The following is a 25321-nucleotide window of genomic DNA, read 5'->3' on the forward strand; positions in this document are numbered from 1 at the left end:
AATTATCAGCTCATCTTAGTTCCGTTATTAAAAATATCATTACGCCTGATTCCATAAAATCAATTACAGGATACGACTCTTATTTATCTGCTTATCAGACTATTTATGATCTATAAATGGTATAAACAAACAGCTCCTACTTAATTTGAAAGGTATCAATATGCAAAAAAGGTTCTAAAAGTTTTAAACTTTTAGAACCTTTTTTGCTTTTACCTGCTTAGCAGCCCGGGAATAAATAATTATACCTATTTATGCAATGCCGTTCTTACACCAATGCTTAAGCCATACGTATTTATTTTTTGCTTAAAAGGAACTACAGGTTTGGTAAAACTGCTTAAACTATATTGTAAGTGCGGCTCTGCAAATATTTGAACAGTACCTATCATTTTTGCAACGGTAATACCTGCATACAAAGCTGCACCAGTATTACGTCTGTATGTTTCCTTGGCATTTAAAGTGGCAGTATAAGTGCCATTAGGAACCTTGCCGCTGTACCAGCTATAAGCATTTACAACAATACCGGCAGTAGCACCCACCTGTATTTTTTTACCTCTTTGATAACTGATTAAAACCGGAACACTCAGCGTGTTATATGTGCTTTGCTGGTTTTCAGTTTGATAAACAATCTGGCGGTAACGGCTGGTATCTGCAAAACCGTTGATGGCAATCATATCCACCACGTTTTGCTGCTGGTAACCTGCTTTCTGTCGTGTTTGGGCAAATTGTACACCTGTTTTCAGGGTTAAGTTTTTAGAAACAGGAATACCCAATCGTACACCTGCGCCATAATTCCACAATGAAGGCTTGGGCTGCGGCGGCGGAATAGGTGCTGCCATACTGCTTAAAGGTTCCTTCTCCATGCCGTATGTTTGTTTGTCAGCATACGCCGAAGTTGCAAAGACCTCAATAGTCCAGGGCAATTTTACTTTCTTATTTTCCTTTTTAGTGTTAGCAACAACAATATTGTTATTGTTTGTGTTGTTGGCTGTTGTGTTTGGTTTAACAATATTGTTGCTTACAGCACCAGGTTTATTTATAGTAGAATTGGGTAATGTTGGTGCTGTATTCGTGTTGTTATTAGGCTGATTGGCAGATAGATTATTATCGTTTGAAGTAACATTTTGCTGTGGATGCAAAGTTGTTTCATTCACATCCGTAGTGTTTTTTTCATTCAAAGCTGCCTCATTCAAGCTGGTATTGTGTTGATTGCCTTCTTTTTCGTTGGCTGTATGCGCTGAAGTCGTTGTCTGGTCATTATGGGCAATTGGTTGGTTTGCATTTATTTGATTCGTATTATTTGAAGTCTCTTTTTCATGTATTGGAGAAGCATCCGATAATTGATTGGCTGTATTATTATCCTGAATTGCTGGCTGATTGTTATCTTTTTTGTTAGTTGTGTTGCTGTAAGATGTTGCAATATTTTTATTTATCACCGCTGTATCTGCATACCACCAGGTAGCCATGCCTGCAATTAGTAGTACGGCTGCCACAGCGTACCATTTCCACCAAAGCACAACAGGGCGTTTTTTTGTGCCGCCTGGTTGTATGCGCTGCCACATATCAGCGGGTATGGGCGCTTCGTGATTGCCTAATGTGTTTTTAAAGAGATTGTCGAGTTCGTTGTCTGTCATCATTTATACAGCAATTTTTTCCATCATAGTAATTTGTTGCTGAAGCATCTTTCGGGCCTTTACCAACTGGCTGCGGCTTGTGCTTGTTTGAATGTTCAGCATTTGTGCAATTTCTTCGTGATCATATCCTTCTATCACATACAGGTTAAAAACAATGCGATAGCCGTCGGGCAGGTTGTTGAGCATTTTCATCAACTGTTCTGCCTGTAAATTAGATGGCGCACCGGCATCGTTACTTGCCACAGGTACGTTGGTCTCGTTTACTTCGGCAAAATGCAGCTTCTTTTTTTGTAATGCTTTTAATGCAGTATTTACAACAATCCTGCGAAGCCAACCTTCAAAAGAGCCTTCAAACTTAAACTGGTGAATGTGGGCAAAGACTTTTATGAAGGCTTCCTGTAAAATATCTTCTGCATCGTGGTGGTTTGCAACATAGCGAAGGCATACGCTCATCATTTTGCGCGCATACGCTTCAAAGAGCATACGCTGGCAATCAGCCCTACCTTTAATACAGCCTTTTATTATGTCGTCTTCCGTCACCCGTATGCTTTTCAGATATGGTTTTATAAATAATGGAGATACTGCAAAGCAAATACACGCTGCCTGTGTAAAAAAATTTTTTAGAAAAGATTTTATAAATGGTAAGGTAGTGTTTATTTAATGTATAAAGGAGGTTCCAGCGGTGGCAATTTTCACTGAACTTGATAAAGTTTGATTTCCGTTCACCGTGGAGAATGGGAGTAAAGGAATTTTTCGCAGAGATTACTTTACTCTGCTAAATCTCTGGCTCTCTTCCCTGCGGTGAAAATAAAGCCTTTATACGGTTGTAAAACTATCAACTTTCATCTCAAAAGCTACTGTTCACCACTCACCCTCACACTGCCAAAAACTGGCTATGTACATAATCCACTACATCTGCCAGGTTTTGACGTTGGTTATATACCTCCAGTTGCCGGTCGGCACCGGTGCCTTGCTCTATCATTTTCTTTATATAATTAATGGCATTGCGGCTGCCCAATTCGTCCACTACATCATCTACAAAATCGAGCAGTTCATACAAGAGTACGCGCGTATTTACTTCCTGCTCTTTGCCAAAATCTATCAGTGTACCATCAATGCCGTACCTGCCGGCACGCCATTTATTTTCGTTGATGAGTGCACGGTGGTACATAATGAAATTCATATTCTGGTTACGCAGTTTGTACAGCTTGGCACAGATTGCCTGAAATAAAGCAGTAATAGCAATGGTTTCATCAATAGTCATGGGCACATCGCAGATGCGAAACTCTACCGTATTAAAAAACGGATGCACACGCAAATCCCACCATATTTTTTTAGCATTATCAATACAGTTGGTTTTTATCAGCAGGTTTACATAACTGTCATACGCTTCTATGCTTTCAAAATAATCGGGTATGCCGGTGCGGGGAAACTTATCGAATACTTTGGTACGGAAAGATTTATAGCCGGTAAATCTGCCTTCCCAAAAAGGCGAGTTGGCACTTAAGGCATACACGTGCGGCAGAAAATAACGGGCAGAATTAGCAATATGAATAGCCATCCTGCGGTCCTCCATACCTACATGTACGTGTAGTCCGAAAATAAGATTGCTGCGGGCGGCTTCCTGCAGTTCATTCACAATCTGGTTGTAACGTGCATGATTGGTTATCAGTTGACTTTGCCAGTTGCTGAAGGGATGCGTACCGGAAGCGCCTACCCAGAAACCTAAATCACCGGCTATCTGCGCAATCGTATTGCGGAGCGTAGATACATCGCGGTAGGCTTCTTCTATATCTCCGCAAATGTCGGTGCCTACTTCTACCACTGCCTGGTGCATTTCGGCTTTTACTTTATCTTTTATTACTTTCTGCCCTTCGGTTACAATCTTTTGTTCGTGGCTGGTTAGCTCCCGCGTTTCTGGATTAATAACCATATATTCTTCTTCTACACCCAGTGTAAAATGTTTATAATTGAGGTATGCCATTATGGGTTATTTAAAAATATCTGAAACATTTATTTCTAAATCCGGTAGAATATTGGTTGTAATAAGCATGCCTTCGCTATACGGCTTTTTACCAATAAATCTTCCATTTTCAAGTGTATAAATAAGAACTACTTTTTCTTGCGGCTCTACTATCCAATATTTCTGCACGCAGGCTTCTTCGTACAAATCGAATTTGTTTTGCAACTCCATTTTTGTATTACCGGGCGAAAGAATTTCAACCATGATATCCGGTGCACCGCAGCAGCCACGGTAATCAATTTTTTGTTCATCGCAAACTACGCAAAGGTCTGGCTGTACCACAGTTGTAATTTCTTCATCTTTTATCTTGTTCCATTTTGGCAGCCGTACATCGAAAGGCGATACGTACACATTGCATTTTTTATGCTCCAGAAAATTGCCTAATTTAAGGTGCAATTTGCCTACTAATACCTGATGCCTTGTGTTTGGGGCCGACATTTTCATAATATGCCCTTTGAATAACTCTAATCGTTCTTCAAACTTAAACTTCAGGTAATCAGCATAGGTATAAACATAACCTGCGGGCGGCTCTTCTACTACCTGCAGGTTACCTTCTTCATCGTATTGGGTAAACATGGTTTATATAATTTAAAAAAGAACGGCTGTAAGCCCAGCTGAACAGCGACAGGTATTGCAGTGAGTGATGGCCTTATAGCATCACAGACTACACCAACAGCTCAATAGCAGCATTGTAGCTTGTACCATAAAAATAATTTACGAGTGATGCTACTATAAAGCTTTTATATAAATGCTACAGATATAATGTTTTTTTGCCCGCACTGCGTTTTATAAACTCACCCCAGGTAAGATTGTCTTTGCCTTTCTTCCATGCCTTTGCTTTTTCTATAGCAAAAGTAGCAGCCGTTTCTACCACCCAGTTAAAGTTTTCTTCGCCTACGCTCGTGCGCTCGGCATCGGGTGCCGGATTGCAAAAGTCTATGGCATATGCAATGCCATCGCGTACAGCCAGCTCAACAGTATTAAAATCGTAACCCAAAAACTTATTAATGCGCAACACTATATCTTCAAGATACTTCAGCTTTTCCTCGGTGGGCTTAAAATCGGCTACATAGCGCAGGTGATACGGATTGCGCGGCTCGTAAGGCATTACGCGCACATACTTGCCGCCAATGCAATAGCAACGGTAATATTCTTCAAACACAATTTCTTCCTGCAGTAGCATTACTAGCTGGCCGGTTTCGCTGTGTGCGCGATAAAATTCTTCTGCATTATTTAATCGATATACATTTTTCCAGCCACCACCTTCAAATGGTTTCATGTAGGCAGGAAAGCCTACATAATTAAATATAGCATCCCAATCAAGCGGATAAGCCAGATTGCTGAAGCTATCGCCACTGGTATCGTTAGGCAGCTCGTAAGAGGGGAGAATAACCGTTTTAGGCACTGGCACATCAATGTTCACAGCAAGCGCATTATTAAAAAACTTTTCATCGGCACTCCACCAAAAGGGATTGTTGATAACGGCGGCGCCGCCTATTGCTGCATTCTTAAGATAAGCGCGATAAAAAGGAACATCCTGACTGATGCGGTCTATAATAACTGCATAGGGCGAAGGCTCGCCTTGAATTACTTTGTCGATCTTCACCGGCTCGGCTATAATATCTTTTACATTTTTGCTGTTAACGCGTTGTATGAGGGCTTCGGGAAAACTCCTTTCTTTGCCATATAAGATTCCAATTTTTTTCATGCGTTTTGTTTTAATGGGTAATAGACGGTTTTGTAAGTGTGGCTCAATTTAATAAACAAATATAAAACCAGCTTAAACAATTTAAGATAGGGCGTTTATTATGCTTTGGCTTATTTTTGAATTTGTATGAATAATGCAGTGAATGGTGTTGCTGTGGGAGTAAAGCAATACAAGATAGAATCTACTTTTTTAGAACGCGAGGTAATGATTGATTTTTATTTACCGCCATCACAGAATAATAGTATAAGCCTGCTGCTGATAAATGATGGTCAGGACTTGCCGCTGATGCCTTTTACAAGAATACTTGATTCATTGTATGATCAGCAGTATATAACATCATTGCTTTGTGCAGGCATTCATTGTGGTACAGACCGCAAAATGGAATATGGCACTGCCAATACGTTGCATTATGCAGGCTTTGGCGGCAAGGCAGGTGCCTACACACGATTTGTAATACAGGAATTATTGCCTTTTATACGTCATACTTTTAGTAGTTTTTCTTTTAAAAACATCTCTTTTGCAGGTTTTTCGCTGGGTGGCTTAAGTGCATTGGATATAGTACTGAATAATCCAAAAGAGTTTATAAACGTAGGTGTTTTCAGCGGTTCGCTATGGTGGCGTAGCAAAAAATATGGTAAAGGTTACAGCGATGATAAAGATCGCATCATGCACCAGCAAGTACGCGAAGGGGGCTATTATCCGTGGCTGAAATTCTTTTTTGAATGTGGCACGCTGGATGAGGTGGCCGACCGCAATAATAATGGTGTAATTGATTCGATAGATGATACATTAGACCTTATACAAGAGTTAAAGAAAAAAGGCTACAGCGATGATGCCATTAAATATGTAGAACTGCCGGAAGGCATGCACAACGTAGCTACGTGGGCAAGGGCTTTTCCTCAGTTCCTCGCGTGGGCGTTCCGTAATGACAACAATCGTGTAAAGATGCCCGGTGAAGCTGATAATACACTGAGGTGACTGAAGCTAAAAGCAACATTCACCATTGGCAATTCACTATTCAAGAACTCACAATTGACGACTTACTACTCACAATATGGATTATATACACATTGGAAAAATAGCAGCGACTTTCGGTGTAAAAGGCGAAGTAGTACTGGTGCACGGACTGGAAAAAAAATCGAATTTTAAGGAGATAGAAGTGTTGTTTGTAGAAGAAGTAAAGAACAGTTTTTTACCTTATTTCATACAAGCAGCTAAAGCAAAAGATGCTGTAGAAACCTACATAAAACTGGAAGGCGTAGAAACCAGAGAAGCTGCGCACCGCTTTGTACAAAAACAGGTATGGCTGCAACAGGAAGACTTTGAAAAAGTTGCCGGTAAAAGGAGTAAGATAGGCTTGCTGGGCTTTGCTATTGTTGACGGAAATAATAGTATTGGCAACGTGGAAGAAGTGATAGAACAACCGCACCAGGTATTATTGCGCACTACGTACAATAAAAAAGAGGCATATATACCGCTGCACGAAGAAACGCTTATTAAAATAGACCGGAAGAAAAAAGAGATATTGGTGTCACTGCCAGACGGACTGCTGGATGTCTATAGTTAGTTATTGGATTTAAAGTTGAGATGGTAGAAGTAACTAAAAAATCTACTTTTTAAATTAGCTTACACAAAAATAAAGCAGCACAGTTGCGCTTTTGTTATTGTGGAGTTCTTTCCACATTGCGTTACCATGCTGCTTTTGCTTATTGAAATAATAGCTATGGATAGTACGGCTATTATGGTATGCGTGGGGTAAATGGCAGGATTGTTTTCATTTCTTTTATGCTAAAAAACACTATGCTTTTGTGGTGCAGGCTGCCAATGTTTTTGAAATAGAATAGTTATTATTCTGAAAGACGCGTTGAAATGCCTCCTGTGTCATGTTGAATTTTTTTGCCCAATAAGCAATCTCGGGTGACTGATTGAAATTTACCTGTGTGTTGTCGTTTAGTTTTACCTCGCGTGTGAAATGTGCCATATCTGTTCTGATTTTTATTTTTTGATAAACAATAAACCAAACCGCGTGCCTGTAAGTTAATCATTTGGATGGTTTTTAAAATAATTTTTTCAACCATTATTGCTATAGCAGTAAACATTATTGAACATTAGTATCATAATCATCGGTATATAAATGATAATTTAAAAGCTGTGACATAAAAATCCTTTATAATTACTTCTCATATCAAAAAAGCAGCATAGAGGAGAAATGCATCACAAGTATGAAAGCAAATTGGACATCAGGGCATAATGAACTATCTGATAATTGGCCATTCACCATTCATTAATGCATTCTGTCGCCACGCACTTCCAGTTCTTGCATTACGTGTGCTTCATATTGCAGCCATTCTGCCCAGCGGGTGCGCACTTTTTCTTTATTCATATACAACTCTGCAAGCTGTATAAAAAGTGCATAATGTCCAGCTTCGCTTTCCATAAAACGGCGGTAAAAATTGCGCAGGTACGCATCATTTAAATCTTCGCTCAGGCGCTTAAAACGCTCGCAGCTACGGGCTTCTATCAATGCCATCATCAGCAGTTGATCCATCAATCTTTTATAGGCACTATCGCCTTTGGTTTGAAACTGCAACAGCTTATTTACATACTCATCTTTCCGTTGCCTGCCAAGTTTCAAGCCGCGCTTGCGCAACTCCTGCAGCACCAGTCTGAAGTGACCCCATTCTTCGGTAACTATTGGCGACAGCTCATTTACCAATGCTTCTTTATCTGCATTCTTTTGTATCAGCGATATACAACTGGTTGCAGCCTTTTGCTCACAATAGGCATGGTCGGTCAATATATCTTCAAGGCGCATAGCCGCCAGGTCAGTCCAGCGTGGGTCGGTTGGCAAGTGCAGCCCCAGTATATTTTTTTGTGCTTCCTCATTTACCGGCATGATGGTTTACTGCACCTGTTTTACGTCTTTTGCAGATGTGCAAATGCAGCAATGCAAGTATAAGCGATTTGGATAAATGGAATAGATAGCGTGCAGAAAAATAGCGTTGATTGATATTGGATTTTTACTGCAAAGCAATTAGCGGTAAACCACTTATTTAATAATAACGTTGAAGTTGATAATGTTCATCATTACTATCTTCAAAATCACTGTATCTGTGTCGTACACCAATTCGTAGCTCTCAAATTTCTCAAAGCGCTTTTTCCGTTGTTCATCATCCGCGTTGTCCACTCCTTCTTCCAGTAATTCCTTCATTACAAAAGCAGTTCTTAGATAGCTTTCTTTTTCTACATAATAAAAAGTAGTAAACCAGTCAATGCACAGGTAAGGGTAATCTCTTTGAATGTAGAAGGCAATTTCGTACAATACATTCGTTGGTAGTTGCGAATGATCAGACAAATTTAAAATACATTCAGCACAGGCAGTGCCTTCTATATCGGCGATTTCCTGCACCGTTTCTTTGCTCAATGTGTAGAGCGGAAACGCATCGTCTTCGAGCACAGTAATAGTGTGGTTGTTACTAACGACCTGGTAATTCATATTGGATTTTTAGACTCTAAAGGTGATAAATAATTACAGCAGTATTGTTAAATACGAATTAGTAATTTCTTAAAAAGTACTATAAAAGAAGCACGCCGGTTACTTAGTGCTAATGATCAACAGGATATTCTTTATAAAAGAATATTATTTGTATGCAATAAACTACAGGGAATCAAACATTTTAGTTTAGCATTAATTCGAAGGCGCTTCATTTATAATACAATATCATATAATACAATATCATATCACATCTTTTGGGAGGTGCTGGATGTTGCGACAATAGGTTGCTATAATAACATTCACTTTGCAGATTCGTTCAAAGCTTGCAGCTTATGGCTCGGGCATATACGGCAAAGCTTAACAGCAGGCGCTATTTACCTGGTAAATGCTTATGAACTTTGCTCCACAGCCGTTTTGCGTCCTGTGCCAAAAGAAAAATACGTTTGGCTAATAAAGCTGAAAACAACCACAATGACGGTAGTAACAATTTTTGATGGTGTAGGATACCAGCCAAAATATTCTACAAACAATTTAAGAAATATATAATTAAGTAAAAAACAAACCATTACTACCATAAAATAGCGTAACAACTGTATCCGCCCGCGGATACTTGACTGCTGAAAAACAACATAACGGCTAAGGTAAAAACCAGTAGGAAAACTAATGCAGAAAGCCGTAAGAAAAGCTGCTATATACGGGCTAATGGTAAATGCGCCGATGTGTACATTTTGTTTTTGATAAATAAAATTATAACTGATTGTAAACAGGCAAATATCAAACAGCATATTGGCGCCACCACACGCCGCATAACGGAAAGTTTGTACAGGCAAAAATTTCTTAAATGGCGGATAAAAAAAATCCACCACTTTTAAAATTGTTTCTTTTACAAAAATGTGTAGCCGCATCATAGCTTTTCCGGGGCGGCGAAGATAATGAAAAGCCTTTCCGCCGGTAATGAAGGTAAAAGTTAAAAAGAGCGTTATTGCCATTTAAAATTATGCAATAAAAACAAGCATCGCCAATAAAGAAGCCATCTGTTATTTTTGCCACTTAAATCGTTTAATATATAATGAGTATTGTAACTGATATAAAAAAGGCTGCAGCTAAAGCATTGCAGGCGCTGTATAATGTAAACATTAATGAAGCTGATGTACTGGTAAATAGTACCAAGCCGGAGTTTGATGGCGACTATACCATCGTGTTGTTTGCCTTTGTAAAACAGTTAAGGAAGTCACCCGAAATATTGGGTAAAGAAATAGGTGATTACTTAATGGCGAATGAATTGCAATTGTTCAGCAGGTTCAATGTGATAAAAGGCTTTTTAAATCTTACTATCAAAGATACTTACTGGCTGCACTTTCTGTCATCGCAGTACAATAATGCGGCTTACGGTGTACAGGCGCATAATGGCACAAGGGTAATGGTAGAATATTCATCTCCCAATACCAACAAACCTTTGCACCTCGGGCATTTGCGCAATAATTTTTTGGGCTGGAGCACGGCTGAGATATTAAAAGCCAGCGGCAATGAGGTGGTAAAGACCTGCGTAGTAAATGACCGCGGTATCCACATCAGCAAAAGCATGATTGCATGGCAATGGTTTGGCAATGGCGCCACGCCCGAAAATACCGGCATCAAAGGCGATCATTTAGTGGGCGATTATTACGTGATGTTTAATAATGAATACAAAAAAGAAGTAGAGCAATTAATAAGTAAAGGGGCAAGCAAAGAAGAAGCAGAGCAACAAGCACCTATTATGGAAGCAGCCCGGCAAATGCTGGTGGACTGGGAAAAGGGGAAGCCCGAGGTAAGGGATCTATGGCAAAAAATGAATAGCTGGGTATATAAAGGTTTTGATGAAACATACCAGCGCATAGGAACCGATTTTGATAAAGTATATTATGAAAGTAATACTTACTTATTGGGCAAAGACCTGGTGGAAGAAGGCTTGCAAAAAGGTGTATTTTATAGAAAAGAAGACAACAGCGTATGGGTGGACTTAACTGCTGATGGGCTGGACGAAAAAGTGGTACAACGCAAAGATGGCACATCGGTGTACATTACGCAGGATATTGGACTGGCAGAGCAAAAGCAAAAAGAATACAATATTCAGCAAAGCATTTATGTAGTGGGCGATGAGCAGAACTATCATTTTAAAGTATTAAAACTCATTTGCCAAAAGTTAGGCTTGCCTTCTGCTGATGGCATACATCACTTAAGCTACGGCATGGTAGAGTTGCCTACCGGCAAAATGAAAAGCCGCGAAGGCACTGTAGTGGATGCCGATGATCTGCTGGATGAAATGGTGAAAATTGCTGCCCAAAAAACCGAAGAATTAGGCAAGATCAAAGATTTTAATGAGGACGAACTGAAAGAGCTATATAACACTATTGGGATTGGCGCTTTAAAGTTCTTTATACTTCGTGTTGATCCAAAAAAGCGTATGGTTTTTAACCCGGAAGAAAGTATAGATTTTCATGGGTTTACCGCGCCTTTTATACAATATACATATGCGCGTATTAAAAGTATTTTGCGTAAGGAAAATAGTGCTATACAAGCTGCAAATACAGGTAATGTATTGTTGCCGCTGGAAAAAGAACTAATTGTACAGGCTGAGCAGTTTCCTACAATTATTGCAGAAGCTGCGGAAGCGTATGATCCATCTAAAGTGGCAGTATATATATATAATTATGCAAAAACATTCAACTCCTTTTACACAGAACATTCTGTAACTAATGCCGAAAGTGCGGAAAAGAAAAATCTGCGTTTACAGCTTTGTGTATTAACTGCCCATATCATTAAAACGGGCATGTGCCTGCTGGGTATTGAAGTGCCGGAGCGTATGTAATATTTTATTGAAAGAATTTAAATCTGTTTGCTCTTTTCGGCGGGTGGCAATACCCGCCGATTGCATTCTATCGCATCATTCGGGATGGCTGTATAGTCCAAACATATTTAGTGGTAATATGTCTTTGATAAAAAAGTAACCGTTTCATAATTTGAGTAAACGATTGCACAAACTTTTGAGTAATGTAGTATTAAAAATAGCCGGATTTTTTAGGCTATTTTTTTATTTTATAGTACTTACGAACAGAGCTTTTATTTAAACAATTATTTGGTAATCAATTAATTAGTGTAAACTAAAAATTAAATCCAAAAAATACACTTATTTTTTTGGTGAAATCATTTCAACCTTCTACTTTTATAACTGTAAAAAATACACTTATTGCTTGGACAGATACTTATAAGAGACTCGATTGCATGGAATAAATACAAAGCTTGTTCAATAAATTAATAGACGTTTATTTCTTCAGTACTAAATTCTTTACTTATAACAGAACACTTTTTTAATTAAAACCTGTAAACTATGCCTTTGTATTGCCAACAACGAAGGACAAAAACTTTTGTCCTCCAGAGACTACTATTATGTTTATTGTTTTTTTCTTCTTATCATTTGTATGCACAAATAAGTGATGTAAAAGGAGTAGTAAGAGACTCTGCCGGTGCAGCTATAGCTGGTGCTACTGTTTCGGTGGAAGGAAAAAAACAAAATACCATTACTGCAAATGATGGCAGCTTCACACTTCCTGCAAAAAATGGTGATAGACTTACCATCAATGCCATAGGATTTGCGCCGCAAACAGTTACAGTTGGCAACGAGTCTCTTATTACAGTTAATTTGAATGCCAGTGTCAATGCATTGAGCGATGTAGTTGTAATTGGTTATGGTTCTCAGCGGCGTGCCGATGTAACCAGTGCTGTTGCTTCTGTAAAGTCGGAAAATTTTGTAAAAGGTCCGGTACAGGATGCCGGGCAATTGCTGCAAGGCAAAGTGTCGGGTTTAACAATCTCTGCACCCAGCGGCGATCCTACTGCTTACACACAAATTTTATTAAGAGGCAATACCACTTTATTCGGTGCTAATTCCGACCCTTTGGTGTTGATAGATGGTGTACCCGGTGGCTTGCGTACGGTAGCACCCGAAGACATTGAATCTATTGATGTACTGAAAGATGGTTCGGCTGCTGCTATTTATGGTGTGCGCGGTACAAATGGGGTTATATTAATTACTACCAAGCGTGCAAAAGGTAATTACACCAATACGGTTGATTACAGCGGTTATGTAAGCACGCAAACTATTGCCCGCAAAATGGACATGCTTACTGCTGCCGACTACCGCGAGCAAATAAAAGAAGGCATTCGCGATTCTTCGTGGGATTTGGGCAGCAATACAGATTGGTTGGATGAAATTTCGCGCACACCGCTTACCCATGTACACAATCTTACTTTTCGTGGCGGCAACAACAAAACCAACTATCTTGTTTCTGTAAACTATCGTTACTTAGAAGGTATCTTTAAAAAGTCAGATAATGTAACATTTACAGGAAGAGCAGATATTAACCACAGCATGTTTAATGATAAGCTGAAAATTAATCTTGACCTGCTTAACCAAAATAATAATTATATACAAACGGCCGATGGTGGCAGTTTTAACGGCTATACGTACCGGCAGGCGCTCATACGTAATCCAACTTCTCCGGTTTATAACCCGGATGGTACCTGGTTTGAACAAACAGGCATTTTTAACTATGAAAATCCATTGTCGCGGTTAGAAGAAAGCGATGGAAAAGCACAGAGCGTTAATACGCGTATGAATGCAACGCTTACTTATGCACCGGTACGCGGATTAAAATTAAATGCATTATTTTCTTACTCCAGGTTTAATCTGGAAAGCGGTTATTCCGAAACAAAGCAGCATATCTCTAATGTACGTGATGGCTTGAATGGCTATGCTGCTGTAGGTGCCTCTCAGTCAATAGACAGGCTTACAGAAATCACTGCCGAATACACCAAATCTGTACAGCAACACCGCTTCTCTGTTTTAGGTGGTTATGGTTATCAGGAAAATGAAGTGTTTAACATGTTTGAAAGGAACTACGATTTTCCGACAGACATTTTTGGGTACAGCAATATCGGGCTTGGCAATGCTTTGAAAGAAGGTAAGGGAACGATGTATAGCTATAGGGGCGAAACAAACTTAATAAGCTTCTTTGGAAGATTTCAATACAGTTATGCCGACAAATATTTGCTGCTTGCAAGTATACGCCGCGAGGCTGCCAGTCAGTTATATGGTGCTGCAAGACCGTGGGGTACCTTTCCTGCAATTTCTGCTGGCTGGAGAATTTCAAAAGAAGCTTTCATGAGCCGCCAAATGCTGTTTGATGATTTAAAACTGCGTGCAGGTTACGGCGTTACCGGCAATCCGCCATCCAATTTATTTTTAGGTGAAGCCCTGCTAGGTTATGGTTCGTTCATTTACTCTAATGGCCAATGGATACAAACTTTAGGACCTACGCAAAATCCCAACCCGAGCCTGAAATGGGAAGAGAAAAAAGAAACAAATATTGGATTGGACTTTAGTATGCTGAAAGGAAAGATAAGTGGCAATGTGGATTATTATATCCGCAGAATAGAAGGCTTATTGTACGATTATCAGGTGCCAAGTCCGCCCAATTTATACAACACAACACGGGCTAATGTTGGTACAATGGAAAACAAAGGTTTGGAAGTAATGCTGAATTTTATTCCTGTTCAAACTAAAAACTTTCAATGGAATTCCAGCATCAACTTTTCAACCAATACCAATAAGTTAATTAGTTTGTCTAATGACTTGTATAAAACAACCAGCAATTACTTTACTACCGGTTACACAGGCGAGCCTATTCAAACATTCACCCATATTGTTTACATAGGTCAGAGTATAGGCGATTTCTATGGTTTTAAAGTAAAAGGACTTGATGAAAATGGCAAATGGATCTATGAAGGTAAGGATGGTAAAGATGTAAGTTACGACGACTTTGCCCATAGCTTTGAAGATAAAAAAGTGCTTGGCAATGGGCTGCCTAAATATTATGCAGGATGGAACAATAATTTCCGTTATAAAAACTTCGATCTGAGTGTAACCATGCGTGGTGCCTTCAAATATCAGATTCTTAATTTCCAGAGAATGTACTACGAAAATCCAACCCTACAGTATTACAATCGTTTGAAATCGGCTTATAACAAGCCTTACGGCAAAGCCTTATTAACAGCTCCGTTGGAGTTCAACAGTTATTATATTGAAAATGGCGATTTCTGGAAAATAGATAACATTACACTGGGTTACAATTTTAATAATATTCATTCCAACTACATCAAAAATTTACGCCTGTATGTTACTACGCTCAACACGTTCATCATTACCGGCTATAAAGGTGTTGATCCGGAAGTAAATCGTTTAGGTTTAAATCCTGGTGATGACGATCGCGATAAATATCCCACAACACGTACGTATACTTTTGGTGTGAATGTAGGTTTCTAACGATTAAATAAACACAATAATGAAAAGCAATAAACAACTATTTAAAATACTTGCAGCAGCTACGGTGTTGGTATCGGTATGTGCCTGTACCAAGTTGAAAGATAAAAGCTATGATACCATTATTTCCAATCAATTTAGTCCTACCAACAGCGACCTGGCAGCATTAACCGGCGCTGCTTATGTCAACTGGCGTCAGACTTTGTTGTGGTGGGATGGCTTATGGCGTGCAGAAGAATTATCTGCCGATCAGGAAGTGATTCCCGCGCGTCCTAACGGATGGGTAGATGGCGGGGTGTATAAAAGAATACATCAGCACGCATGGACTGCCGATGAAGGTGTTGTAGTAAATACCTGGAGCAGAACGTATGGCGGTATTACCAACTGCAACCGCGTTATTTATCAGTTGGAGAATAACCTTATTCCCGTTACCGATTCAAGCGCAAAGGATGCAACTATTGCAGAGCTGAAAGTGTTGCGTGCTTCTTACTATTACATCTTGTGCGATATGTTTGGCAATGTGCCCATCGTTACACAATTCGATTTGCCTGATGGTTTTTTGCCTGAACAAAGTGCCCGCAAAGAAGTGTATGATTTTATTGTAAAAGAAATTACAGATAATATCACTTTATTGAGCGATAAAAATGATCAAACAACTTACGGAAAATTCAACCAGTGGGCTGCTCATACTTTATTGGCAAAAATGTATTTGAATGCAGAAGTATATAGCGGAACGCCTGAATGGGAAAAATGTATTCAGGAGTGCGATGCCGTTATCAATTCAGGTGCAGGATTTATGTTAGAACCCGACCAGAAAAATGTTTTCAAAACAGAAAATCAAAATTCTAAAGAGATCATTTTTGCACTGCCGCTCGATGATAAATATGTAACTGACTGGAATGCTTTTGACCTGCACATGCAAACGCTCGAGCCGGAGAATCAGGCAACTTATAACTTGATGAGTGCGCCCTGGGGCGGCATGTGTGCCATTCCTCAATTCATTAGTTCATTTGATGCTAATGATAGCCGCTTGAAAAACAACTGGATTCAAGGGCAGCAGTATGCGTCTGATGGTTCTATATTATTAGCAGGTTTAGGCTCTTATACCGGCAAGCCATTAATCTATGTAAACGAAGTGCCCAGCATAGATTACTCCGAAGCAGTACACGGTTTCCGCCTTGGTAAGTTTGAAATTGCTATGGGTGCTGCCGTGCAACTCAGCAACGACTTTCCCTTGCTCAGATATGCAGATGTTTTAATGATGAAAGCAGAAGCTTTATTGCGTACTGGTCATGCCGATGAAGCTGCTGCCATTGTAACACAGGTAAGGCAGCGGGCATTCCCGAATGATCCCTCCAAAGCAACTGTTACAGGCGCCGATTTAATGAAAGGCAGCACGTATGACTATGGCTTAAGAAGTACAGATGCTACTACGCACGAAGGTGGTGCCGATATTCAATATGGACGATTCTTAGACGAATTAGGTTGGGAGTTTGACCAGGAAGGTCGCCGCAGGCAAGACATGATCCGCTTTGGAGCATTTACTACTAAATCATGGTTCTCTCATACTGCCAGTGATGCTGCTAAAATATTATTTCCTATTCCGCGCAATGAAATAGAAAAAAACAGTAACCTTAAACAAAATCCTGGCTATTAATAGTTTTTAAAAGCTGCTGTAAGTAATGTAGCGTTGAGTTAAAAATGGGTATTTTATCGCCCGCTTTCAATTCTCACATATCAAATGGCATACTATAATTAATATTACAGTAGTTTACAGCAGCCTTTCATTTTTTTATCTTGCTAATATGAAAAAAGTTATTCTTTCTTTTTCTTTATTTATTTCACTTGCAGCATGGGCGCAAAAAAGCGATTATCCCATACAGGCAACGCCGTTTACACAGGTAAAACTCACTGATGCATTTTGGTTGCCACGTTTGCAAACCAATGCTGCTGTCACAATTCCTGCTTCATTTGCACGTTGTGAGAGCACTGGTCGCGTCAACAATTTTGTAATGGCAGCTAAGCATACCGGCAAGTTCTGCACCCACTTTCCCTTTGATGATACCGATATTTATAAAACCATAGAAGGTGCTTCTTATTCCATGAGCATCTTTCCCGATGCGAAACTGGACCATTATATTGATTCCTTAATCAATCTCATTGGCGCAGCACAGGAGCCGGATGGCTATTTATATACAGCCCGCACTATTGATCCGGCACATCCGCATCCCTGGGCAGGTATGCAACGTTGGGTGCAGGAACGTAATATGAGTCATGAATTGTACAACGCAGGTCATTTATACGAAGCTGCTGTGGCACATTACATGGCAACCGGTAAGAAAACATTGCTCAATATTGCTTTGAAAAATGCAGATCTCGTTTGCTCTGTATTTGGTCCCGGCAAATTGCGTGTTGCTCCCGGACATGAGATTGTAGAAATGGGTTTGGTAAAATTATACCGCGTTACCGGCAAGCCGGAGTACCTGAGTACTGCTAAGTTTTTTGTAGAAGCACGTGGTAGTTACAAAGGCTACGACAGCACCAGCAAAGACCCCTTTAAAAATGGCTCTTACTGGCAGGATGACAAGCCTGTAGATGAGCAAACCGAAGCCGAAGGTCATGCTGTACGTGCGGGTTATTTATACTCTGCTGTTGCCGATGTGGCTGCATTGACGGGTGATAAGCAATTACTGGCTGCAGTAGACAGCATCTGGAATAATTTAGTATCTAAAAAACTGTATGTGCAAGGTGGCGCCGGTGCTATACCATCAGGCGAGCGTTATGGCGATGATTATGAACTGCCTAATACCACAGCTTACAACGAAACCTGTGCAGCTATTGCCAATGTATTCTGGAATGAACGCATGTTTGAATTGCACGGTGACTCAAAATATATTGATGTGCTGGAAAAGATTTTATACAATGGTTTGATCTCCGGGATTGGTTTAGATGGAAAATCTTTTTTTTACACCAATGCCATGCAAATACAAAATGGCTTCTCGCACCCCAGCATGGAGCCGGAACGTTCGGGTTGGTTTGATTGCTCCTGCTGCCCAACCAATCTTACCAGGTTGCTGCCTTCTATTCCGGGCTATGTGTATGCACAAAAAGACAACAACATTTATGTAAACCTTTTTATGAACAGCACTTCATCCCTGAAAGTAGGTGGCAAAAATGTAAGCATTATTCAGCAGAATAATTATCCATGGGATGGTGATTTGAGGTTTACGATTAATCCAACATCTACTCAAAACTTCGCCATGCTGGTGCGTATTCCGGGCTGGGCAAGAAATGAAGAATTGCCTTCTGATTTGTATGCCTTTAAGCAGAAATCTGACAAGAAAGTAAGCATACTCATCAATGGTAAACCGTTAGATTATACGATGGAAAACGGGTATGCTGTTTTAAGCAGAACATGGAAAAAAGGCGATGTGATAGAAGTGCAGTTGCCAATGGAAGTAAAAAGGGTGATTGCTAATGACAAAGTAGCGTACGATAAAGGTAAAGTGGCGCTGCAAAGAGGACCACTGATGTATTGCGCTGAATGGGTGGATAACGGGGGTAAAGCAAGCAATATTATTATGCCCGATGATGCACAGTTTACTACTGCGTACAAGCCCGATCTGCTGAATGGTGTGATGATTTTAGAGAGTAAAGTGCCAGCCGTACAGGTGGACGATAATGGTGAAAACATCAGCACCAAAGAGCAAACGTTTGTAGCTATTCCTTATTATGGCTGGGCTAATCGTGGTAAAGGTGAAATGCAACTTTGGTTCCCTGAAAAAGTGCAAAGCGTACAGTTGCTTACCACGAATAAGGCTCATTAATATTTTACCGGAATTCACTTACATTATGGCGAATAGGATTTCAAAACAAATTTTAATAACTATCTTCATTTTATTACCAACGATTGACTTATGAAAAAACTGTTGTTTCTCATTGCACTGCCTTTTGTGTCATTAAGCATTTTTGCGCAAACAACCATTACATTGCACGCTGGTACGGTTGAACAAACAATCAACAAGAATATTTACGGGCATTTTGCCGAGCATTTAGGCCGCAGTATTTATGGTGGTTTTTATGTGGGCGATACCAGCAAAATTGCTAATACCAATGGTGTGCGCAACGATGTGATTGCTGCTTTGCGCAAGCTGAAAATTCCCATGCTTCGCTGGCCCGGGGGCTGTTTTGCAGACACCTATCATTGGAAGGATGGAGTGGGCCCAAAAGACAAGCGCCCAACCATTGTAAATACCTGGTGGGGCGGCGTTACCGAAGATAACAGTTTTGGCACGCACAACTTTTTAAACATGTGTAAAGAGTTGGGTGCCGAGCCTTACCTCGCAGGCAACATTGGTAGCGGCACCGTGCAGGAACTTGCCGATTGGGTGCAGTATGTAAACTTTGATGGTGTAAGTCCAATGAGCAACTGGCGCCGTCAAAACGGGCAGGATTCTGCCTGGCATGTGCGGCTTTGGGGGGTAGGTAACGAAGCCTGGGGTTGCGGTGGCAATATGACTGCCGAGTATTATGCTAATGAATACCGCAAGTACGCCACTTTTATGAGTGATTGGGATAATAGCGGCAAGCTGATGTGCATTGCATCAGGCGCCAGTGATGCCGATTATCACTGGACAGAAACATTGATGAAAAATATTCCATTGCACATGCTGGGCGGTGTAGCGCTGCACCATTATTCGGTATTAGAATGGAGTAAAAAAGGACCTGCTGTAAACTATAATGAAGACCAGTATTTCCACATCATGAAGCAGGCTTTGCTGATGGATTCATTGGTTCGGCAGCATAGTGCTATCATGGACAAATACGATCCGCAGAAAAGAGTAGCATTAATTGTAGATGAATGGGGTGGCTGGTACGATGTAGAACCAGGCACTAATCCTGGATTCCTTTATCAGCAAAATACAATGCGCGATGCAATGATTGCCGGTGTTACGCTTAATATCTTCAACAATCATAGCGACCGTGTAAAAATGGCCTGCCTTGCACAAGCTATTAATGTATTGCAGTCGGTTATTTTAACCGATAAAGAAAAGATGATTTTAACGCCAACCTATCACGTAATGGAAATGTACAATGTGCATCAGGATGCAAAGTTGTTGCCGGTAAATGTGCAAACCAACAACTACACTTTTGGCAATGAAAGCCTGCCTGCTGTATCTTGTTCTGCTTCCAAAGATTCATTGGGCTTAACGCATATTTCTTTGGTAAATATTGATTCAAAAAATACACAAAATGTAACTATCAATATTGATGGCGCAAAGTATAGCAACCTTAAAGGACGCATATTAGCTTCGGCCAAATTGCAGGACTACAACTCATTTGATAATCCCGATAAAATAACACCGCAAACCTTCAACGATGCAAGTCTTAAAGGCAACACTTTAAGTATAAAAATGCCTCCTTTTTCTGTAGTGGTTTTAGAACTGAAATAGTATAGAAAAGTTAACAAGGTTTCAAATGCTGTCTGTGTTGAATAAAATGTAATCAATTATGTTTTGGAATAAAAAATTAACATAGTCCGCTATTCTGCAAAACCGCTAATAAGGAGGAACTGCATAGAACGAACCAGAGGCTGTCTTGTGGGGAATCTGTAGATAGTTGTAAAATTAAATTCAATACTGTAATTACATAAAATAATGCTCGTGTTTCATCGTCCCTTACTCGTCCTTTTTATTACAACATTATTCACCTGCAGTAGCATTCATGCCCAGCAGATACCACCTGCCGGCAACCCCATTATCACCGATGTATATACTGCCGATCCGGCTGCTTTGGTAGTAGGCGATACCGTGTTTTTATACACCGGACATGATGAAGCCAAACCACCGCACGAAGGTTATGTAATGCATGAATGGCTTTGCTTTTCATCACCCGATATGATACACTGGACAAAGCGAGGCTCCCCATTAAATGTAAAAGATTTTTCTTGGGCAAAAGGCGAGGCATGGGCTTCGCAGGTAATTGAACGAAATGGCAAATATTACTACTATGCTGCCGTTGAGCACGATAGTACACACCGTGGCAAAGCCATTGCAGTTGGGGTTGCAGATAGTCCTACCGGGCCATTCAAAGATGCACGTGGCAGTGCACTTGTTACCAATGATATGACCACCGCTACCAGTATCACCTGGGACGATATTGATCCAACTGTTATTATTGATAATGGGCAGGCATATCTTTTTTGGGGCAATACCAAATGCTACTATGCGAAATTGAAAGACAACATGATTGATCTGGATGGCGATATTAAAATAGTGGATGTACCCAATTTTACCGAAGCACCGTGGATACACAAGCAGAACAGTTGGTATTACTTATCGTATGCATCCGGTTTTCCGGAGAAAATTGTATATGCGATGAGTAAAAGCATTGATGGTCCCTGGAAATATAAAGGCATATTGAATGAAATTGCCGGCAACAGCAATACCAACCACCAGGCTATCATCAATTTCAAAGGAAAAGATTATTTCATCTATCACAATGGCGCTATCAATCCTGCTGGTGGCTCTTTCAGAAGAAGTGTATGCGTGGACAGATTGCATTACAATTCCGATGGTACAATGGAGCGCGTGATTATGACAACAGAAGGCGTTGCCGGAGCAAAATAATACTTTGATTTAAGTATAAATAAAGACGCATTAAACGATTAAAATCCTAAACCCTTTTCATTAAACTATCATAAAAACAACTGGCTCATTCCACAATCAACAAAAGAGGTATAGAATGAATAGCATATTAAGAAAAACGATTGTAACAACAGGATTAACCGGCATCGTGTTATCGGCGGCAGCACAAAAGAATGATAATATAATAAACGTAAATGCTGCTAAAATCACATCCACTATTCAGCCAACCATGTGGGGTGTTTTCTTCGAAGACATCAACATGGGGGCGGATGGCGGTTTGTATGCCGAACTGGTGAAAAACCGTTCGTTTGAATTTGACACTCCACTCATGGGCTGGAAGATGAACGGTGGCAAGGTAAAAGAAGGTGATTTTTTGGTGTTGAATAGAAAAGCCGCTGATAGCGTAAATCCGCGTTTTTTGCGCGTGAATGTACATGATGCACAGCGTGCAGGCGACATGAGCATTACCAACGAAGGCTTCCGTGGTATGGGTATTAAGAAAGGTGTGGATTACAACTTCTCCGTATTATACAGCTTGCAAAAAACGGGCGTTATACTGCATGTTGAGCTGATAGATTCTACCGGAAAAATAGTAGGCAGTACTTCACTTACGCCTAATGATAATAGCGAAGGCTGGCATAGGGCAGAAGCAAGCTTTGCAGCCGATGCTACTGTAATGAAAGCAAAAATGCGCCTGTGGTTTGAAGGAAATGGTGTCATTGACTTAGATATGATTTCTCTTTTTCCTTCGGATACCTGGAAAGGTCGCAAAGGTGGTTTGCGCGCCGATATGGTGCAGTTGCTGGCTGATATGAAGCCTGGCTTTATCCGCTTTCCCGGCGGCTGCATTGTGGAAGGACGCGATTTATCGCAGCGTTATCAGTGGAAGAAAACCATTGGCCCGGTGGAAGACCGCCAGTTAAGTATTAACCGCTGGAATACCGAGTTTGCACACCGTTTAACACCCGACTATTATCAAACATTTGGCTTAGGTTTTTATGAATATTTTCAACTGGCAGAAGACATAGGTGCCTCGCCTTTGCCCATCTTAAATGCAGGTATGGCCTGCCAGTTTAATACTGCCGAACTGGTGCCTGTTAGCCAGATAGATCCTTATGTGCAGGACGCATTGGATTTGATAGAATTTGCCAATGGTGATGCTAACACCAGATGGGGTAAAGTACGCGCAGAGATGGGACATCCGGCACCATTCAACCTTAAGATGATGGGTATTGGTAACGAAAACTGGGGCCCACAATATTTAGAGCGCCTGAAAATATTTACCAAAGCGATCAAAGATAAATACCCCGATATATTGCTTGTAAACAGCAGTGGCACCGACCCTAATGGTGAGCGCTTTCAACTGCTGAATGACAGCTTGCGCAAATGGAAGGCAGATATTATTGATGAACATTATTACCGCCGTCCCGAATGGTTTTTTCAGAATGCAAAACGGTACGATAGCTACGACCCCAATGGCTCTAAAGTATTTGCCGGCGAGTATGCTGCACAAAGCGATAAAACAGTAAGCGTAGATAACAAAAATAACTGGTTGACTGCATTAAGCGAAGCCGCATTTATGACTGGCTTGGAGCGTAATGCGGATGTGGTGTATATGGCTTCTTATGCGCCTCTTTTTGCACACATTGATGCCTGGCAATGGACACCCGATTTGATTTGGGTAAACAACCTGCAAGCGTATGGCACCACCGATTATCAGGTGCAAAAGTTATATGCTTTACACAAAGGAACAAATGGTATAAGCATTTTACAGAATGGTGAAGAAATAGCCGGCAAAGACAGCTTGTATGCCACCGCGGCTATTGACAAAAACACCAATGAGTTGATTATAAAACTGGTAAATGCGCAGGACAAACCACAAGTGAAACAAATACAGGTAGATGGTAAAAAGCTGGCTGCTAATGGCAAGTTAATTACGCTGCAAAGCGATGATTTGAACGCAATGAACTCCTTTGAAAATCCGATGAATGTTTCACCAAAAGAAGATGCTCTTGCTATTAAAGGTAAGCAAATCAATCTGACATTAAAGCCATATTCTTTTACGATTGTGAAGGTGAAAATGCTGTAGTTTTTGGATCATAGCTTAGATTGATGAGAAACTGAATTGAAATTAAACCGGATAAAATAATAATTATACTTCCACACTACTCGTTCCAATCTTCTGTACAAGTAGTGTGGAATCTCTAAACAGCAATGAATTAATACTGGTGCAGATACAACTAATGACACTTATGAAATCATTTGTACTATTTCTTATTACTTTTTTATTCATCAATCTCCTTAGTGCACAACCTCAAAAATTAGATACATTACCTATGGTGCACGATCCGGTCATTATACGGCAAGACAGCACCTATTATGTCTTTTGCACTGGCTGGGGTATTTCCGCCTTTTCTTCCACCGACATGAAGCACTGGCGGCAGCAAAGTCCGGTGTTTGCAAAAGCGCCAGAATGGGCTACGCAAGCAATTCCGGGCTTTAAAGGTCACATTTGGGCGCCAGACGTCAGCTATCACAACGGGGAGTATTATTTGTATTATGCAGTATCAGCTTTTGGCAAAAATACATCTGCTATTGGCGTAGCTACCAATAAAACACTGGATACTACTTCGAAAGATTTTAAATGGATAGATCATGGCAAAGTCATTCAATCGGTACCCAATCGTGATATGTGGAATGCTATTGACCCTAATTTAATTGTGGACGAAAAAGGCACGCCATGGCTTACATTTGGCTCGTTTTGGAATGGTATAAAACTGGTAAAGCTGAACAGCAATTTACTGAGCGTTGCACAACCGGAAGAATGGTATTCGGTTGCAGGCCGCCGGCGCGACTTTATATTGCCGGATAGTGTTGCCGGTGATGCAGCTATTGAAGCACCGTTTATTTATAAAAAAGATAAATACTATTATCTATTTGTATCTTTTGATTATTGTTGTCGTGGCGAAAAGAGCACGTATAAAATGATGGTAGGCAGAAGCGAAAATGTATATGGTCCTTATGTTGACAGAGATGGTGTACCGATGAATCTGGGTGGGGGCTCACTGGTATTGGAAGGCGATAAAGATTGGCATGGGGTAGGACACAATGCGATAGCTAATTTTAACGGTACTGATTACCTTATTTTCCACGGTTATGACGCACATGATAATGGCAGATCAAAACTGCGCATAGAAAAGTTGGTTTGGTTTAATGGTTGGCCATTCGTTGCGAAGGGAAGAATGGGAATATAGTGCGGCATTCCGCAATTAATGCCGATTCGAAGATACTATTATGAGCAGATCAGCACGGCTTTGTATGGAATTTACACGTAGTAATAAATCAAAGCTGATTTTGAATTTGTATTTTTAAATTTAAATTAATAGTAACTCGCATCAATAAATTCCGTAAAAAACTCACCGCTGATTGCAAAATAGTAGAGGGGCATATTAGCGGCT

Annotated in this window: 19 protein-coding genes; 10 read left to right on the top strand and 9 right to left on the bottom strand. The window is 40.4% G+C overall.

The window, feature by feature from the left end; translation table 11 throughout:
* Positions 1-245: 245 nt before the first annotated feature.
* The 5 genes from FC093_RS21725 to FC093_RS21745 all read right to left on the bottom strand — a co-directional run bounded on the left by FC093_RS21725 (position 246) and on the right by FC093_RS21745 (position 5362).
* Positions 246-1634 (bottom strand): hypothetical protein, encoded by a 1389-nt coding sequence (locus FC093_RS21725; protein ID WP_137263924.1) that lies wholly within the window; start codon positions 1632-1634, stop codon positions 246-248.
* Positions 1635-2171, bottom strand: coding sequence for an RNA polymerase sigma factor (locus FC093_RS21730; protein WP_206106654.1), 537 nt, complete (start codon positions 2169-2171; stop codon positions 1635-1637).
* A gap of 334 nt (positions 2172-2505) precedes the next feature.
* The gene (locus FC093_RS21735) at positions 2506-3615 is read right to left on the bottom strand and encodes a carboxylate-amine ligase (RefSeq protein ID WP_137263925.1); all 1110 of its coding nucleotides are present in this window, start codon (positions 3613-3615) and stop codon (positions 2506-2508) included.
* A gap of 6 nt (positions 3616-3621) precedes the next feature.
* On the bottom strand, positions 3622-4230 hold the full coding sequence (locus FC093_RS21740) for a Uma2 family endonuclease (protein ID WP_137263926.1): 609 nt from the start codon (positions 4228-4230) through the stop codon (positions 3622-3624).
* A 175-nt stretch (positions 4231-4405) separates the two neighbouring features.
* Positions 4406-5362, bottom strand: coding sequence for an ATP-grasp domain-containing protein (locus FC093_RS21745; RefSeq protein WP_137263927.1), 957 nt, complete (start codon positions 5360-5362; stop codon positions 4406-4408).
* A gap of 126 nt (positions 5363-5488) precedes the next feature.
* Here FC093_RS21745 and FC093_RS21750 point away from each other — a divergent pair, with 126 nt between their 5' ends.
* Both FC093_RS21750 and rimM read left to right on the top strand, forming a co-directional pair.
* Positions 5489-6340 (top strand): alpha/beta hydrolase, encoded by an 852-nt coding sequence (locus FC093_RS21750; RefSeq protein WP_137263928.1) that lies wholly within the window; start codon positions 5489-5491, stop codon positions 6338-6340.
* Between the two features lie 76 nt (positions 6341-6416).
* Positions 6417-6929, top strand: coding sequence for a ribosome maturation factor RimM (gene rimM, locus FC093_RS21755; protein ID WP_137263929.1), 513 nt, complete (start codon positions 6417-6419; stop codon positions 6927-6929).
* 231 nt (positions 6930-7160) lie between these two features.
* Here the strand turns inward: rimM and FC093_RS21760 are convergent, their stop codons facing one another.
* The 4 genes from FC093_RS21760 to FC093_RS21775 form a co-directional block, all read right to left on the bottom strand.
* On the bottom strand, positions 7161-7343 hold the full coding sequence (locus FC093_RS21760) for a DUF3606 domain-containing protein (protein ID WP_137263930.1): 183 nt from the start codon (positions 7341-7343) through the stop codon (positions 7161-7163).
* Between the two features lie 303 nt (positions 7344-7646).
* Positions 7647-8258, bottom strand: a complete 612-nt coding sequence (miaE, locus tag FC093_RS21765) for a tRNA-(ms[2]io[6]A)-hydroxylase (protein ID WP_137263931.1) — start codon at positions 8256-8258, stop codon at positions 7647-7649.
* Positions 8259-8411: 153 nt separating this feature from the next.
* Positions 8412-8858 (bottom strand): hypothetical protein, encoded by a 447-nt coding sequence (locus tag FC093_RS21770; RefSeq protein ID WP_137263932.1) that lies wholly within the window; start codon positions 8856-8858, stop codon positions 8412-8414.
* Between the two features lie 389 nt (positions 8859-9247).
* Complete coding sequence (locus FC093_RS21775; RefSeq protein WP_240743410.1) at positions 9248-9847, bottom strand: GtrA family protein; 600 nt, start codon at positions 9845-9847, stop codon at positions 9248-9250.
* An 80-nt stretch (positions 9848-9927) separates the two neighbouring features.
* Between FC093_RS21775 and argS the strand changes: the two genes are divergently transcribed.
* From argS to FC093_RS21815, 8 genes are all read left to right on the top strand, one after another.
* Positions 9928-11706, top strand: a complete 1779-nt coding sequence (gene argS, locus FC093_RS21780; RefSeq protein WP_137263933.1) for an arginine--tRNA ligase — start codon at positions 9928-9930, stop codon at positions 11704-11706.
* A 585-nt stretch (positions 11707-12291) separates the two neighbouring features.
* Positions 12292-15219, top strand: coding sequence for a SusC/RagA family TonB-linked outer membrane protein (locus FC093_RS21785; protein WP_240743411.1), 2928 nt, complete (start codon positions 12292-12294; stop codon positions 15217-15219).
* A gap of 19 nt (positions 15220-15238) precedes the next feature.
* Positions 15239-16873 (top strand): RagB/SusD family nutrient uptake outer membrane protein, encoded by a 1635-nt coding sequence (locus tag FC093_RS21790; RefSeq protein ID WP_137263935.1) that lies wholly within the window; start codon positions 15239-15241, stop codon positions 16871-16873.
* A 148-nt stretch (positions 16874-17021) separates the two neighbouring features.
* Positions 17022-19043, top strand: coding sequence for a glycoside hydrolase family 127 protein (locus FC093_RS21795; RefSeq protein WP_137263936.1), 2022 nt, complete (start codon positions 17022-17024; stop codon positions 19041-19043).
* A 90-nt stretch (positions 19044-19133) separates the two neighbouring features.
* Positions 19134-20669 (top strand): alpha-N-arabinofuranosidase, encoded by a 1536-nt coding sequence (locus tag FC093_RS21800; RefSeq protein ID WP_137263937.1) that lies wholly within the window; start codon positions 19134-19136, stop codon positions 20667-20669.
* Between the two features lie 210 nt (positions 20670-20879).
* Positions 20880-21845 (top strand): glycoside hydrolase family 43 protein, encoded by a 966-nt coding sequence (locus FC093_RS21805; RefSeq protein WP_206106655.1) that lies wholly within the window; start codon positions 20880-20882, stop codon positions 21843-21845.
* A 115-nt stretch (positions 21846-21960) separates the two neighbouring features.
* Positions 21961-23952, top strand: a complete 1992-nt coding sequence (locus FC093_RS21810) for an alpha-L-arabinofuranosidase C-terminal domain-containing protein (RefSeq protein ID WP_137263939.1) — start codon at positions 21961-21963, stop codon at positions 23950-23952.
* A gap of 163 nt (positions 23953-24115) precedes the next feature.
* Positions 24116-25117 (top strand): arabinan endo-1,5-alpha-L-arabinosidase, encoded by a 1002-nt coding sequence (locus FC093_RS21815; RefSeq protein ID WP_137263940.1) that lies wholly within the window; start codon positions 24116-24118, stop codon positions 25115-25117.
* Positions 25118-25321: the final 204 nt, after the last annotated feature.

The sequence above is a fragment of the Ilyomonas limi genome (assembly GCF_005233845.1).
Classification (GTDB): domain Bacteria; phylum Bacteroidota; class Bacteroidia; order Chitinophagales; family Chitinophagaceae; genus Ilyomonas; species Ilyomonas limi.